Raw genomic sequence first — 14382 nt, forward strand, 5'->3', positions numbered from 1 at the left:
TTTAGTTAAAGTACCGACACGGAGAAACGAAAGCAGGCTCCAGCATGCTGCTGATCCACCAGCGTAATGTCACTGTCGTGTAACTGCAGAATGCGTTTGACAATCATCAGCCCCAACCCCCCCGCATTGCGGCGGGCATGGTTGAGAATTGACGGGCGGATAAACAGATCTGGGCGCAGCTCCAAGGGAATGCCTGGCCCGCTGTCATTGACCTGTACCATCACCTTATTACCCTGTGGCCACAGGCGTATTTCGATCTCTCCTCCGCTTGGCGTATGGCGGATCGCGTTATCCAGCAGGTTGGTCAGCACCCGTTCCATCATGCTCAAATCGGCAAACACCTGGGGGATGCCCGGCTGAATATCGGCAAGCAGGCGCTGCTGGCGAGCCTCGGCGGCCAATTCGAACTTCTGGAATACGTCCTGCACCAACTCACTGAGGGAGAACGGTTCTTTCTGAGGTTTCACTACGCCGTACTCCAGCCTGGCCAGCTCAAATAGCTCTTGCGCCAGCCGCCCGACTTTGCGGCTCTGCGCCAGAGCGATCTCCAGATAGCGTTGACGGTCGGTGGGGGTCAGGCTGGCGGATTTCACCGACAGCGTTTCCAGATAACCATGCAGCGAGGTCAATGGAGTACGCAGATCGTGAGAGATATTGGCGATAAACTCGCGCCGTTGCTGGTCCTGTTGCGACAGGGTTTGCCACTGTTCGGTAATGCGCTGTGCCATACGGCGGAATGCCTGCTGCAACTGGCTGACCTCATCACGGCTGTGACTCTCCGCAGGGGTATTGGCATAGGTTTGCAGTGCTGCGATGCCGTCGTTATCCAGCGCACTAACCTGCTGGGTCAAACGGCGAATCGGGCGTGTCACCCAGTGGAAGGCAAAGCCACCAGCCAGCAGCCCGAACAGCGCCACCAGCCCCATCGACCACAGCGCGGTATAAATGGCAGAGTTGATCTGGGCGCTATTGGCCAGCGCATCATAATCCTCCCCCAGCAGCACTACGTAGAGATAGCCTTCAATCTCACCATTTACCCGCAGCGGCGCGGCGCTGAAGACTTTTTGGTTATTGAGATTACGCGGGTCGTCACCATAGAGGGGCATTTCGGCCCCGTTCAACAATGTCTGTATCGGCAACAGATCGACCTTTTGGCGTTTCATGTGCCCGGCAGGTGCCGCGTTGCCGACAATATTGCCTTCTTTATCCAGCAGATAAACCTCAACGCTCGGATTAACTGCCATCAGTTTATCGAACAGGGTATGCACCGACCGATCGTTCCAACCCTGTGAACTCAACAGTGGGTTACTGGTGGCGATATGCTGCGCCAGATTGGTGGAAAGCCGTTGGATCACCGCCTGGCTATATTGCGTGCTGCTGCGCACCTGTAACCAACCGGAGATCGAACAGCAGATGAGCAGCAGCAGGGCGAAAACCAGGGTCAGGCGTTGTGTCAGCGTGAGATTTTTCATCATTTACCCTTGCGGCGAAGCCGCGAATTTATAGCCCATGCCCCACACGGTAAGGATGTGCTCGGGTTCTGCCGGGTTGCGCTCAATCTTGATCCGTAGCCGGTTAATGTGGGTATTCACCGTGTGTTCATACCCTTCATGTTGATAGCCCCAGACCTGATTGAGCAGGCTGAGGCGAGAAAATACTTTGCCGGGGTGGCGGGCGAAAAAATACAGCAGGTCGAACTCGCGCGGTGTCAGTTCCACCGGTTGCTGGTTTAGAAGAACTTCGCGGGCGATGGGATCGATCACCAGCCCGTTCATGCTTAACGTTCCCGCCTCCATCCGAAGGTTACGGGTCATCGCCTCCTGGCGGCGGAACAGTGCTTTGACGCGGGCGACTAGCTCCAGCATGGAAAAGGGTTTGGCCAAATAGTCGTCTGCACCCAGTTCCAACCCGAGTACCCGGTGGACTTCACTAGAGCGGGCGCTGGTGATAATGATTGGCGTATAGCGCGTCATATTGCGGGCGCGGCGGCAGATTTCCAAGCCATCGATGCCTGGCAGCATCAGATCGAGGATCAGCGCGTCCCAACCTCCTTGTTCCAGCATTGCCATGCCCAGATTGCCATCGGCCGCGTGGCTGATGTCATAGCCCTCATCGCGCAGATGCAGTTGCAACAGTTCGGCGATATGGCCGTCGTCTTCGACGATCAAAATTCGTTTTGCCTTTTCCATTTTCTCTACCGCAGTTAACTGGTCTACCTGAAGTCTACACAACCCCCACCTTGGAAGTGATCACATTTTATTTAACTTTGCGTGAGGTCTTGGGGAACAAATCCGTTGAATACTGCTGACATCGAACAGAAACGGGGCAGGAGAGAAGCGATGATCACGGCGAAACAGACCCTTGTCCACCCGCTGTGGCTAAGGCTGACACATTGGCTGAACGCACTTGCCATGCTGATTATGGTCACCAGCGGTTGGCGCATTTATAACGCTTCCCCGTTGTTTAACTTTAGTTTTATCAACGAGCTGACGCTAGGCGGTTGGCTGGGGGGCGCGCTGCAATGGCATTTTGCCGGTATGTGGCTGTTTGGCATCAACGGCCTGTGCTATCTGCTGATCAACCTGCTCAGTGGGCGCTTTAAACGCCAATTCTGGCCGCTCAGCCCCAGGCAGTTTGCGGCCGATCTATGGGCCGCACTGCGCGGCAAGTTGTCACACGCCGATCTGCGCCATTACAACATGGTGCAGCGTGTGGCCTATCTGGTAGCCATCGTGGTCAGCGTCCTGATGGTGCTTTCTGGGCTGGTGTTGTGGAAGTCGGTGCAGTTTCCCCTGTTACGTACCCTGCTTGGGGGCTACGACGCGGCCCGCTATGTGCACTTTTTTGCCATGACGGCGCTGGTTGGCTTCGTGGTGATCCATCTGGTGATGGTGGCCCTGGTGCCACGTACGTTGCTGGCCATGTTGCGTGGACGCTAAGGAGACACCGATGAAAATGGAAAAAACCCCTCTCAGCCTGAGCGAAGGCCAGGATATCGTTAAAGAGGCGCAACGCCTGCTAGCACGCCAGTTGGCATCGTCGTCGCGCCGCCGTTTTCTGCGCAATGGTTTGACCCTGGGGGGCGTGGCGATGCTGACCGGCTGCGATCTTAGCGATAACGCTCAGGTAGATCAGGCCTTGAGCCGCATCTCACGCTTTAACGATCGGGTTCAGGGCTGGCTGTTCAATGCCAATCATCTGGCACCAGAGTATGCCGAATCGATGATCACTCGGCCATTCCCGTTCAATGCTTTCTATAGCGAGGATCAGGCGCCAGTGATCAATGGTGATGACTATCGGCTGGAAGTGGCGGGGTTGGTGCTGCACAAGCAGCCCTGGACGTTGGCACAACTGCATCAGATGACGCAAATCAGCCAGATCACAAGGCACATCTGTGTGGAAGGCTGGAGCGCCATAGGCAAATGGGGTGGGGTGCCGTTTGCCACCTTCCTGAAGGCGATTGGTGCGGATCTGAACGCCCGCTATATCGGCTTTAAATGTGCTGATGACTATTACACCAGCATCGATATGGCCACGGCGTTGCATCCGCAAACGCTGATGGCGCTGACCTACGACGGGCAGATTTTACCGCGTAAATACGGCTATCCGATGAAACTGCGGATGCCCACCAAGCTGGGTTACAAGAATCCCAAACATATTCAAGTGATCGAAGTCACCAACCACTTTCCCGGCGGTTACTGGGAAGACCAAGGCTACAACTGGTTTGGCGGTAGTTGATTGCCGCCGGTGCAGTTTCATGGCACGACGCGTGCCGATTAACCAAGAAAAGGAAATACCATGAAAAAGTTATTTGCCATGATGATGTGTAGCGCACTGATGCTGGGTATCACCGGAGCCAATGCGGCCGATAGCATGGGCAAGGACGCGATGAAAAAGGACGGTATGAGCCAGATGTCCCACGATGGGATGGCTAAACAAGGCATGAAAAAAGAGTGTATGGAGAAAGACTGCGTGAAGAAGGACTCTATGGCCAAAGACGGCATGAAGAAGGATCACATGGCCAAAGACAGCATGAAAAAGGACTCTATGGCTAAAGATGGCATGAAGAAAGATGCAATGAGTCAGTAAAGGTGCCGATGACCGCCAATTTTCCGGTCTCTGGAACGGCGAGGGGCGTGCTCAATCGCAGAGTCTGCCCCTTTGCTCAATTGTCGGCGACGAAAATAGTGCTCATATTTCGCAGACGTAATTTCTTCAATGCACTGTATTTCTGTGAAAAAATAGTTTTCGGATGGGTGCCACGCTTGGCCGCAATGTTCAGTAGACTATCGCCGCGCAACAGGTTGAAAATCACATCGCTTTCTGCCGGGCTGAGCTCGCGGGTCTTCTGCACCTTCAATTGCCCTGACTCTTCGCTCGCCAGCAGGTTTTCCACTTTTTCCTCTAGTAAATAAAGCGGCATGCGAGCCGATACCAGTTCTACCGAGATCCCCAGGATCGCCAACAGCTTGGCTACCCGCTCATCATCATAAAACACCAGAATACGCGTTGAACTCATGTGTTGCTGATGCACAGACACCAGGCTTTCGATCACGTTGACACTTTGCTCCAGATTTTGCGAGGTGAAAATCAACGCAATATCATGCTTGATAATTTTCTCCGCCTTTGCGCCACCGTGCATAAAGTCCGAAAACAGCTTGATATCGTACTTGCCATAATGCTTTTTCAGCAGCATGGAAAGCCCGACATAGCTGTACTTACACTCACTAATTACCAGGACATTGTTTTTAGACATATTGGGGATACCCATAATGAGTTAAAAGTATTCAGCAGCAAGCAGCAGATTTAAATCTTTGATGCTGGACTCCTGCCACAGCTTCCCCTGAAGTGCATAATAGGGCATTTCGTCCAGCCACTTTTTTTGTTCGTGTGTTTCAACCCCTTCAATAATCACCCGGTAATGATTCAGGTGAAAAAATCGCAACAAGGCGCGCATCAAACCATCACCGCCGGGCTTTTTCATAAAGTCCCACAGCAGCTGTCGATCGAGTTTAACGAAACGGAAACGGCTGTTATACAAGGCAGAAAACCCGGCATAGCCAGAACCAAAATCATCGAGCCAAAATGAATAATTATTCAGAGAGGGGTCGTTATGGACGCGATTTTTTACCAGCCTGCTGGCGTTTTCGTTGATTTCGAAATGCAGGCAATTCATCGCGCGGATTTTATCGGCCAACGCGCCGTTCGCCAGCGCCTGTAGCGAATGGTCGTCGACATTGATGGTGGCAATGATCTGGTGTTGTTGAAACCAGTCACGGTATTTTTCTATCAATTCAATTTGTTGATGCAGGATCTCGACGCGGGTTTCCCGATCGGCCTGCTGGAAGAATTGTTCTGGAGAGAAATGCGCAAATTCGCTATCAAAAGAGAAACGCGATAAACATTCAACGGCCAGCAGTTGCCCTGATTTGGCGAACATAGGCTGGAAAACATAATTAATGCCGTTATTTTTATCGTTAAAAACGCTGCGCATTCCTCAATCCTTTGATTGAAATTTATCTGTATGATTTTAAACAATAAACAAAGAAATAAATGGCTGTTTATTGGTAAAAATCTTATTAAAGAAAGAATCATCTTACCTGGTGGTAAATTCCTCTAAAAGATTGAAATTTCAGAGGGAACACGGTGGCGCTCAAGATGGCTGAAAGCGCAATAACAGAGTTATATTCTGGTTTTTCGGCGTTTTATCGAATTTTTTGACCGACAAACTTGACGAATTAAGATTATTACGAACTGGATAAATCGTCAACATCGATCGATAGGTATTTGTTGATAGTTTTTTCCTATCATGAGGGGCGTTATGAATGTTTTAAACGATTTATCAATGAGAATGTTCTTGGACTATATTTCGCCGGGCAATGGATTCATCGGGCTTCATTCCTGACAGGGAGTAGCATCGTTGAATGTACTTAACGGATGTATTAATTCACCGAGAGTCGAAAATATGAAAATCTCTAAGCTGTCTGCTGTATTAGCACTGACTGTATGCGCCACCGCCATTCCTTCTCTTTCAGCACAGGCTGCCGATGGTACTATTACTTTCAACGGTAAAGTGACCGACCAGACCTGTACTATCAGCACCCCGGGTGGTAAAGATTTTACCGTTACTCTGCCAACCGTATCTTCTTCTACTCTGAATGCGGTTAGCGCTACTGCAGGTCGTACTCCATTCGCCATTAACCTGACCAAATGCTCTAAAGGCCAGGTAGCAACCTATTTCGAACCAGGTTCAACCGTTGATTTCAAAACGGGTCGTTTGAATAACCAAACAAAAACCAATGCTGCGACCAACGTGCAAATCCAGCTGCTGGGTAGCAACAACCAGTTCCTGCCAATTCTGGCTGCCACCAACAACGGCGCACAGGCTAACTCCCAGTGGGTTACCGTGGCCAATGAAGGTGATTCAGCTGACCTGAACTACTACGCTGAATATTTCGCAACCGCAGCGGCGGGTGCTGGTGATGTGACCTCAAACGTACAATACACCATCATCTACCAATAAATTATTACCCGTCCCTTTTCTAATTAAATGTTGCTTCCTCCCTGTGATCTTTCGGGGCGAATAGTTTCGCCCTGATAGCCTCTAATTGCAGGGAGTGAAAATCATCGGGTATCTATTCTGGCGGGTGGAAACTTTTCCCCCGCTGTATTTCTATAGTAGTGATATTAAAATGAAAACATCGTTTAAGAAATACAGCGTATTGCTGATGGCCGTGCTTTTCAGCAGCAGCGCTTTTGCCAGCGTTATTGTGAACGGTACACGCGTTATTTATCCGGCCAAACAGCGGGAAGTGACCGTCCAACTATCCAATAATGGGACCGCCCCAGCGCTGGTCCAGGCCTGGATCGATGAGGGCAACGCGGAAACGACGCCAGAAAACAGCAAGGCTCCTTTTATTATTTCGCCTCCGATCAGCCGCATTGAGCCAAACGGCGGCCAGGCGCTGCGCGTTTCACTGACCACTACGGCGTTGACGCAAGACAAAGAATCTTTGTTCTGGTTGAACGTGCTGGAAATTCCCCCTGCACCAACCGGAACGGCCGCCGACACCACGCCAGAAAACTTCCTGCAGGTGGCCTTCAGAACCCGTGTGAAGTTGTTCTATCGCCCGCAAGGCCTGAGCGGCGTAGCCAATGACGCGCCAGAAAAACTGCAGTGGAGCTTCGTGGCGGGCGGTGTGAAAGTGAAAAATCCCACGCCGTTTTATGTCTCCTTCACCGAAATCAATGCCGTTGCCAATCGCAAGAAAGTCACGTTGGCACCGCACGGCGACATGCTGGCACCTGGCCAGGAAAAAACGCTGGTCTTTTCCGGTGACAGTTCACGGATCGCTGATATTGAGTACACCACCATCAATGACTTTGGCGGCCGGGTTCAACGCAGCAAAAATCAGCAAAAGTAACTCCTGGAAAGCCCCATGCCGCGATGTGAAGTCAGCCGACGGGGACGCTTAATTTGGTAAAGGAATGCATGGATATGAACGAGTTACCTATCTCTGCCGCCGTCAAGTCGGCACTTTTCAATTACAGATCCATCCTGCTGTTGACCGGAAGTGCCCTTTGCCTGACCACCCCGGCATTTTCGCTGGCAGCGGCTCAACGCGATGTCAACCAGGCTGCTGCACCGGTCGAAGCCACTTTCAACAGCAATTTTCTGGTTGGCCAGGCACAAGGCGTGGATCTTTCGCGCTTTCGTGATGGTAACCCGGTATTGGCGGGGAAATATTCTCTGGATGTTTACGTCAATGGGGAATGGAAGGGCAAAAAGAACATTGAATTCAAGAGTGTGCCGGGTAAAGACAGTGCCGATACCTGCTTTAGCCTGCTGTCTCTGGAAGAGTTTGGCGTCGATACGGCGGCAATGGGCAGCGATCCGGCGGTCACGACCAGCAGCTGTAAGCCGCTGGGGGAATGGGTGCCCGAAGCGTCTTACCGCCTCAATACCAGCACCTTGCGTATGGATGTCAGCGTTCCCCAGGTCGCGCTGCGCCGTACCGCACGCGGTTATGTCGATCCGAAATTCTGGGATCGCGGTATCACCGCAGGCTTTCTGTCCTATAACTTCAACGCTTTTAATTCGCACAGCTCCAATAGCGGTGGGAATTCGGATTCGACCAACGCTTATCTGACGATGAACGCCGGGGTGAACATTGCCGGTTGGCAGTTGCGCCATGACTCGAATGTGAACTGGCGTAGTCAGGAAAGCACCCATTGGCAGAACACGGCCACCTATGCGCAGCGTGCCATTCCGGGTGTGCGCGGCATGCTGACCTTGGGGGATGCGTTTACCAGCGGGGACTTCTTTGATTCGATCGGTTTTCGCGGGGCGCAACTGAGTACCGACGATCGCATGCTGCCGGATTCCCTTAACGGCTATGCACCCGTAGTGCGCGGTGTGGCACAAAGCAACGCCTTGGTGGAAGTTCGCCAGAACAACCAGTTGATCTATCAAACCACGGTAGCGCCGGGCGAGTTCGTGATTAACGATCTGTTCCCGACCGGCTACGGCGGCGATCTGGACGTTACGGTCAATGAGGCCGATGGTTCCGTGCGCCAGTTCAGCGTTCCCTATGCTTCGGTGGCACAGATGTTGCGCCCGGGGATCCAGCGCTATGCGTTAACCGCAGGCCAAGTTCGCGATGATAATTTACATACCTTGCCCGAGATGTTCCAGGCGACTTATCAGCGCGGGTTTACCAATATTCTGACTGGTTACACCGGGGCGACCGTGAGTGACGGTTACAGCGCGGTGCTGCTGGGAAGTGCAGTGGCAACACCGTTGGGGGCTTTTGCCGTCGACGTGACTCAGGCTAACACCCGCCTGAAACAGGGGGATCTGTCCGGCCAGAGCTACAAGATCAGCTACAGCAAGCTGATGTCGGAAACCAACACCAACTTCACCATTGCGGCTTACCGCTACTCGACTTCCGGCTATCTGTCACTGCGTGATGCGGTGTATGCCCGTGATAACGAGAGCCGGGGCTTAAGTGCCGATGCGGTTAACCGCCAGCGCAGTGAATATCAGCTCACGCTGAATCAGGGCCTGGGTGCCAATCTGGGATCGCTGTATATCACCGGTTCGGTGCGCGATTACTGGAACCGTGGCGGTACCTCCAAACAGTATCAGGTGGGTTACAACAACTTCATCGGCCGAGTTACCTACGGTTTGTCCGCCATGCGTACTACCGATACTTATAACCACGATGAAACCCGTTACTTCCTGAACTTCTCGATCCCGTTCAACATTGGCTCGCAAAACATCAGCCTGAACAGCGCATTGGCCTACAACGACCAAGGCTACGACAGCAGCCGCATCGGGATTAACGGTTCCACCGGGGAGGATAACAACATCAGCTACAGTGCCACCTTGGCTAACGATCAAAGCGGCGGGACCAACACCAGTGTGAATGGGGAATACCGTAGTCGTTTCGCCACCATGAACGGTTCTTACAGCTATGGCCGTGATTTCCGCCAGTCGTCCATCGGGGCTTCCGGCAGCGTGGTGGCACATGCCGGTGGCGTGACCATGACGCCTCAGCGTGGCCAAACCATGGTGCTGGTTGAAGCGCCGGATGCCGCAGGGGCAATCGTCACCAACTCTCCTGGGGTGCGAATCGATGACAACGGCTATGCGGTGGTGCCTTATGTTGCCCCATACCGCATGACCAACGTCACGCTGGATCCTAACGGCATGTCACGCGATGTCGAGTTGGAAAGCAGCAGCCAGCAGGTAGCGCCTTATGCCGGTGCGATTGCCAAGCTGGAGTTCAAGACCATCAAAGGCCAGGCGCTGATTATCCATGCGTTGGGCCCGAACAACACGGCATTACCTTTTGGTGCCGAAGTATTGGATACCCGTAACCAAGTGATCGGTATCGTCGGCCAAGGCAGCCGCATCTATCTGCGTACCGAAGCGTTACAGGGGCTGCTGTTGGTGAAATGGGGTACTCAGCCGACACAACAGTGTTCCGTGAATTACCAAGCCAAAACACAAAACAGCACTGATTACGAAATTATCGAGGCGAGCTGCAAATGATCAACGTTATCCATAAATTCACCGCCATGCGCCAGCGCCCTAAACAAGCCATGCTGTTTTTGTTACTGATGTTGGCCGGGCAACAGGCATATGCTCAATGTCGGGTTAACACGACCAGGCCGCAGGACATCATTATGAACGTCGGCAGGGTATTGATTACGCCGGATACCAAGGTGGGCGATATCCTGGCCACCGGCAAGTTCGATATCAGCCGGGATAACAATATTTCTTGCAGCGGTAATAGCACGTTGTATGGTCGCATTTTACAAGGCGGCCCGAGCTCCATCAGCGACAAAATCTGGACCACCAACGTGCCGGGGGTGGGGTTGCGGCTTTATCGCCAGATCGGCTCGCAGGAAGGTGCCTATTATCCGCACGAGATCTACCGTAACGGCGGGGTGTATCTGGCTGAGGGGTATTTTGTGGTTGAGGTGATCAAAATTGCCCAGAATACCGGTACCGGCTCGTTAGCCCCCGGGCAGTATTCTTCTTACTATGCGGATGGGACGGGTCCTGCAAGACCGATCCTGATCTCCCACGTATTGGCGAACAGTATCACCATTGTCACCTCGTCCTGTTCGGTGGACGCCGGTTCGAAAAACAAGGTGATCAACCTGAGTACGGTGGCTACTGCGGCGTTTAAAGGCGTGGGCAGTACCGCCGCAGAGCAGGACTTTTCGATTAACATCAACTGTGTGGGTGGTACGGGGACGGAACTGTTACCTGGCGGCACAGGGGAGGGGCTGGTTAACGTACGTTTTGACTATACTCGCGATGCCTCGAATGCACCGGGCGTACTCCAGCCGGTACAGGATAGCAATGCCGCCAGCGGCGTCGGTGTCCAACTGCTGACCGGCAATAACTCAACGCCAATCACTAGCGGCACGGCGGTGTATGCCGGGCATACTATTGCCAACCAGACCAATACCATCACTTTGCCGCTCAAGGCACGTTACTACCAGACCGCAGCGAAAATGAAGGGCGGCACCATCAAATCGATTGCCACCTTTACCCTCGAATATAACTGATAAAACATCACTCAGTTCAATGGGGTGAGGTGCTGCTGCGCCCGTTTAGCGGGAGCTGAAAAGGCCAAGGGGTTTATACACCCGTCGGCCTTTTTGCTTTTAACGCTGGCCGACCCAGTGAGTGCAGCCTTCGTCTACGCATTGGCGCTTGTACAGTGAATGCAGGCTCGGTGTGCCGTGCCGATAGCTGTGCTCTGAGGAGAGGGCCACTTCATCTTGCTGCGGCGTGCGGCGATAGACCGCTGGCGTTTCACCAAACTGCTTTTTAAAGGCCCGGGAAAATGAAGGCTGGGAATCAAAATGGAACTGCAGGGCAATATCCAGAATTGGGCGAGGGGTAGCGCGTAGTGCCTGTGCGGCCTTGGACAAACGGCGCTCGCGGATATAGCTGCCGAGCGCATGGCCTGTGGTACTGCGGAACATACGTTGCAGATGCCATTTGGAGTAGCCAGATTTTGCTGCCACGTTATCCAGCAGCAGCGGTTGATCCAGGTGGTTTTCGATCCAGTTCAGCAAGTCGTGAATGATATTGGCGCGATCCATTGGTTTAATTCTCCTGCAGCGACGACATTCGGGTCACAGTCAAATGGGACTTAATAATCCAAGTTTATTCTTTGATAATAGGCGCGCATGGGCGGTTACGCAAGGGTAAACTTGGATAATTGACGTGGCGAAAAATGCTCCGCCAGTGGTAGGGGTTTAGCTTCTCCTCGACCCAAAGGGTGAGGGAGTTGCCCTGTGTCTCTGATGAGGCCGTGCTGTTCCGGAACGTGATGAGAAAGATAGATGGGTGATGTATTACGCAGAAAAATCAGCGAACTCGATTGGTCCCTCTCCTTTTGGGTGAGGGAGTTGCCCTGCGTCTCTGATGAGGCCGTGCTGTTCCGGAACGTGATGAGAAAGATAGATGGGTGATGTATTACGCAGAAAAATCAGCGAACTCGATCGGTCCCCTCTCCTTTTGGGAGAGGGTTAGGGTGAGGGGAACACGCCCCTCTGGTTCACTTGATGTTCATGGCGTCGCGCATGGTGAAGAACAGGTCGGTCTGATCGGTCAGCCCCACAATGTTGGCGGCATGCGGGCCATAAGCGGCAACGCGCAATTGAGTGCCGGTATGGCCCTGAGAGCCTTCTTCCGAGTTGCCATAGCTGATGGTCATCACCGCGCCGTCTTTGGTGGTTAATGATTGGGTCAGCCCCGGTGCCTTGGCCTTGGCGGCAATAATCTGGCTGGAATGGGCGTGGTCGGCGGTGACGATCACCAGGGTATTACCGTCGGCGCGGGCGAATTCCAGCGCTTTCTGTACTGCCTCATCCAGATCGACCGTTTCGCCAAACTGGCCGCATGGGTTGGCATCATGATCCTGCTTGTCGATGGACGCCCCCTCCACCTGCAGGAAGAAACCGTTGGGGTTGTTCTTCAGCAGCTCGATGGCTTTCTCGGTCATCGCCGCCAGCGTTGGCACATTGGTGCCGCGCTCTGGGTTATTCTCACAGGTCACCGCAGGCTGATCGAGATTACCGTGGTAGGACGCTTTTGGCCCCTTCCAGCGTACTGGCATATTGCCTGGCGCAAACAGGCCTAACAGCGGCTTTTGCTGATTGGCGAGGTTAATTGCGTTCAGACTTTCGGCATCCTCCACCCATTGGTAGCCTAACGCGGCGGCCTGGGCTTTCAGCGTTTTCCCCTGCCATTCACCGCTTTTCGCCAACTGAGCGAAGGATTTTGCCCCACCGCCTAGCGTGACGTCGGCACGGGTTTTAATCAACTGCTCGGTGATTGATCCGTGTCCGCCGTTTTCAAGCGCGTTGCTGGCACATTGCTCACTGGTCTCCTCTGGGCCGTAGCACTTGCGCGAGGTTACGTGCGAAACCAGTGCCGCAGGTGTGGCATCTTGCAGTTCCGCCGTTGATACGTTGCCTGTGGCTTTACCTGCAGCCTTGGCCAGTTCCAAAATCGTCGGTTGATCTTTGCCATTCACATCCACGCCTAACGCGCCGTTGTAGGTTTTGACGCCGGTAGCCCAGGCGGTGGCCGAGGCGGCAGAGTCGGTGACATAGTCCGGTTTATGGCTTTTCTTATCCAGCGAGTAGTGGGTGTATTGGCCGGTCAGCGGCAGGGCATCGATCCCCTTGAAATAACCGCCTGCGCCTTCGGCATAGTTGCGTGCACCGGTGATTTCCGAATCGCCCATGCCGTCGCCGATTAGCAGGATCACGTTTTTGGCGGTTTTATTCGACAGCGAAGCTTGCAGAGCGGCGGTTTGATCGCCTGCCAAACGGCGTGCACCGCCGGGTTCGGTAATATCGCCACGAGCCGCGCGGTTGTTGAGTTGATGGTTGTCAGCCAGGGCGGTGGAGCATAACAGAGCGGATAATATGGCACCGGTGATCAGGGAAACGGACTGCTGCATGGGTAGAGCTCCTTGTCGTAATACAAAAATACGGTTGGCATTATTTTGTTACAGGGGAGAGTAGAGCAGGAAAGTGACATTTTTATGACGAGAGACGTGGGAAAAAGGATAGCCTTTCCTGGCTATCCCAATGGGTTATCAGGCTTGGCGGGCAGGAATATTGATGCCGCGCTGTACGGCTGGCCTTGCCAATCCGCGTTCCAGCCATTGGCCAACGACTGGGAAATTATCGAACTCCACTACGTCGCGGGCCTCATAAAAACCGATCAGGTTGCGTACCCAGCCGAGCAGGGAGATATCGGCAATGGTGTATTCCTTACCCATGATCCAATCGCGCCCTTGCAGCCGTTCTTCAAGCACACCCAGCAGCCGTTTGGACTCCTTCTGGTAGCGTTCAAATGGCCGTTTGTCTTCATATTCACGTCCGGCGAATTTGTGGAAGAAGCCTAGCTGACCGAACATTGGCCCAACGGACGCCATCTGGAAAAACACCCACTGGATGGTTTCATAACGCTGCGCGGGATCCTTGGGTAACAACTGACCGCATTTCTCTGCCAGATACAGCAGGATAGCCCCGGACTCGAACAGCGCTAACGGTTTACCGTCAGGGCCGGCAGGATCGAGGATCGCCGGGATTTTACCGTTAGGATTGAGCGACAGGAACTCCGGCGTCCAGGTTTCATTTTTGCCGATATCGATCAGGTGTGCCTCATAGGGTAGGCCGATCTCTTCGAGCATGATGGAGACTTTCACTCCGTTAGGGGTCGGCAGCGAGTAGAGTTGTAACCGTTCTGGATGCTTGGCGGGCCAACGTTTGGCGATCGGGAATTGGTTAATATCGGACATGGTAACTCCTCGGATATGACGGGATCGTCAACAGGTA

14 protein-coding genes are annotated in these 14382 nt (G+C 53.3%); 7 read left to right on the top strand and 7 right to left on the bottom strand.

The window, feature by feature from the left end; genetic code table 11:
- Positions 1–5: 5 nt before the first annotated feature.
- Positions 6–1472, bottom strand: coding sequence for a HAMP domain-containing sensor histidine kinase (locus tag A6U95_RS27960; RefSeq protein WP_065686873.1), 1467 nt, complete (start codon positions 1470–1472; stop codon positions 6–8).
- A gap of 3 nt (positions 1473–1475) precedes the next feature.
- Entirely contained in the window at positions 1476–2189 is a 714-nt protein-coding gene (locus A6U95_RS27965) for a response regulator transcription factor (protein ID WP_065686874.1), read from the bottom strand.
- Positions 2190–2339: 150 nt separating this feature from the next.
- On the opposite strand from A6U95_RS27965, the gene A6U95_RS27970 reads away from it, so the two are divergent.
- From A6U95_RS27970 to A6U95_RS27980, 3 genes are read left to right on the top strand one after another with little or no spacing between them, the layout of a single operon-like run.
- The gene (locus tag A6U95_RS27970) at positions 2340–2939 is read left to right on the top strand and encodes a cytochrome b/b6 domain-containing protein (RefSeq protein ID WP_065686875.1); all 600 of its coding nucleotides are present in this window, start codon (positions 2340–2342) and stop codon (positions 2937–2939) included.
- Positions 2940–2949: 10 nt separating this feature from the next.
- Entirely contained in the window at positions 2950–3738 is a 789-nt protein-coding gene (locus A6U95_RS27975) for a molybdopterin-dependent oxidoreductase (RefSeq protein ID WP_065686876.1), read from the top strand.
- 60 nt (positions 3739–3798) lie between these two features.
- Positions 3799–4089, top strand: coding sequence for a pentapeptide MXKDX repeat protein (locus tag A6U95_RS27980; RefSeq protein WP_065686877.1), 291 nt, complete (start codon positions 3799–3801; stop codon positions 4087–4089).
- Between the two features lie 76 nt (positions 4090–4165).
- Here A6U95_RS27980 and A6U95_RS27985 read toward each other — a convergent pair whose 3' ends face one another.
- Together A6U95_RS27985 and A6U95_RS27990 are read right to left on the bottom strand one after the other, a co-directional pair.
- A complete protein-coding gene (locus tag A6U95_RS27985; RefSeq protein ID WP_065686878.1) occupies positions 4166–4756 on the bottom strand; it encodes a LuxR family transcriptional regulator in 591 nt (196 codons plus the stop codon).
- Between the two features lie 21 nt (positions 4757–4777).
- Positions 4778–5494: an EAL domain-containing protein gene (locus tag A6U95_RS27990; RefSeq protein ID WP_065686879.1), complete on the bottom strand. Its 717-nt coding sequence runs from the start codon at positions 5492–5494 to the stop codon at positions 4778–4780.
- A 471-nt stretch (positions 5495–5965) separates the two neighbouring features.
- Here A6U95_RS27990 and A6U95_RS27995 point away from each other — a divergent pair, with 471 nt between their 5' ends.
- From A6U95_RS27995 to A6U95_RS28010, 4 genes are all read left to right on the top strand, one after another.
- Complete coding sequence (locus tag A6U95_RS27995) at positions 5966–6523, top strand: fimbrial protein (protein WP_037412058.1); 558 nt, start codon at positions 5966–5968, stop codon at positions 6521–6523.
- A 169-nt stretch (positions 6524–6692) separates the two neighbouring features.
- Positions 6693–7424, top strand: a complete 732-nt coding sequence (locus A6U95_RS28000) for a fimbria/pilus periplasmic chaperone (protein ID WP_065686880.1) — start codon at positions 6693–6695, stop codon at positions 7422–7424.
- Between the two features lie 74 nt (positions 7425–7498).
- Complete coding sequence (locus tag A6U95_RS28005; protein ID WP_065686932.1) at positions 7499–10057, top strand: fimbria/pilus outer membrane usher protein; 2559 nt, start codon at positions 7499–7501, stop codon at positions 10055–10057.
- Positions 10054–11085 (top strand): fimbrial protein, encoded by a 1032-nt coding sequence (locus tag A6U95_RS28010; RefSeq protein ID WP_065686881.1) that lies wholly within the window; start codon positions 10054–10056, stop codon positions 11083–11085. The genes A6U95_RS28005 and A6U95_RS28010 overlap by 4 nt, the downstream gene beginning before the upstream one ends.
- Positions 11086–11184: 99 nt before the next feature.
- Here A6U95_RS28010 and A6U95_RS28015 read toward each other — a convergent pair whose 3' ends face one another.
- The 3 genes from A6U95_RS28015 to A6U95_RS28025 form a co-directional block, all read right to left on the bottom strand.
- On the bottom strand, positions 11185–11628 hold the full coding sequence (locus tag A6U95_RS28015; protein ID WP_065686882.1) for a helix-turn-helix domain-containing protein: 444 nt from the start codon (positions 11626–11628) through the stop codon (positions 11185–11187).
- 458 nt (positions 11629–12086) lie between these two features.
- Positions 12087–13499, bottom strand: coding sequence for an alkaline phosphatase (gene phoA / locus A6U95_RS28020; RefSeq protein ID WP_065686883.1), 1413 nt, complete (start codon positions 13497–13499; stop codon positions 12087–12089).
- Between the two features lie 138 nt (positions 13500–13637).
- Positions 13638–14345, bottom strand: coding sequence for a glutathione S-transferase N-terminal domain-containing protein (locus A6U95_RS28025; protein WP_024531249.1), 708 nt, complete (start codon positions 14343–14345; stop codon positions 13638–13640).
- Positions 14346–14382: the final 37 nt, after the last annotated feature.

The organism is Serratia sp. 14-2641 (genome assembly GCF_001692375.1).
Taxonomy (GTDB): domain Bacteria; phylum Pseudomonadota; class Gammaproteobacteria; order Enterobacterales; family Enterobacteriaceae; genus Chania; species Chania fonticola_C.

Excerpts from the sequence above, each read along its gene's own strand:
- A6U95_RS27960 (WP_065686873.1), bottom strand. The coding sequence starts at position 1,472 with ATGAAAAATCTCACGCTGACACAACGCCTGACCCTGGTTTTCGCCCTG.
- A6U95_RS27965 (WP_065686874.1), bottom strand. The coding sequence starts at position 2,189 with ATGGAAAAGGCAAAACGAATTTTGATCGTCGAAGACGACGGCCATATC.
- A6U95_RS27970 (WP_065686875.1), top strand. The coding sequence starts at position 2,340 with ATGATCACGGCGAAACAGACCCTTGTCCACCCGCTGTGGCTAAGGCTG.
- A6U95_RS27975 (WP_065686876.1), top strand. The coding sequence starts at position 2,950 with ATGAAAATGGAAAAAACCCCTCTCAGCCTGAGCGAAGGCCAGGATATC.
- A6U95_RS27980 (WP_065686877.1), top strand. The coding sequence starts at position 3,799 with ATGAAAAAGTTATTTGCCATGATGATGTGTAGCGCACTGATGCTGGGT.
- A6U95_RS27985 (WP_065686878.1), bottom strand. The coding sequence starts at position 4,756 with ATGTCTAAAAACAATGTCCTGGTAATTAGTGAGTGTAAGTACAGCTAT.
- A6U95_RS27990 (WP_065686879.1), bottom strand. The coding sequence starts at position 5,494 with ATGCGCAGCGTTTTTAACGATAAAAATAACGGCATTAATTATGTTTTC.
- A6U95_RS27995 (WP_037412058.1), top strand. The coding sequence starts at position 5,966 with ATGAAAATCTCTAAGCTGTCTGCTGTATTAGCACTGACTGTATGCGCC.
- A6U95_RS28000 (WP_065686880.1), top strand. The coding sequence starts at position 6,693 with ATGAAAACATCGTTTAAGAAATACAGCGTATTGCTGATGGCCGTGCTT.
- A6U95_RS28005 (WP_065686932.1), top strand. The coding sequence starts at position 7,499 with ATGAACGAGTTACCTATCTCTGCCGCCGTCAAGTCGGCACTTTTCAAT.
- A6U95_RS28010 (WP_065686881.1), top strand. The coding sequence starts at position 10,054 with ATGATCAACGTTATCCATAAATTCACCGCCATGCGCCAGCGCCCTAAA.
- A6U95_RS28015 (WP_065686882.1), bottom strand. The coding sequence starts at position 11,628 with ATGGATCGCGCCAATATCATTCACGACTTGCTGAACTGGATCGAAAAC.
- phoA (WP_065686883.1), bottom strand. The coding sequence starts at position 13,499 with ATGCAGCAGTCCGTTTCCCTGATCACCGGTGCCATATTATCCGCTCTG.
- A6U95_RS28025 (WP_024531249.1), bottom strand. The coding sequence starts at position 14,345 with ATGTCCGATATTAACCAATTCCCGATCGCCAAACGTTGGCCCGCCAAG.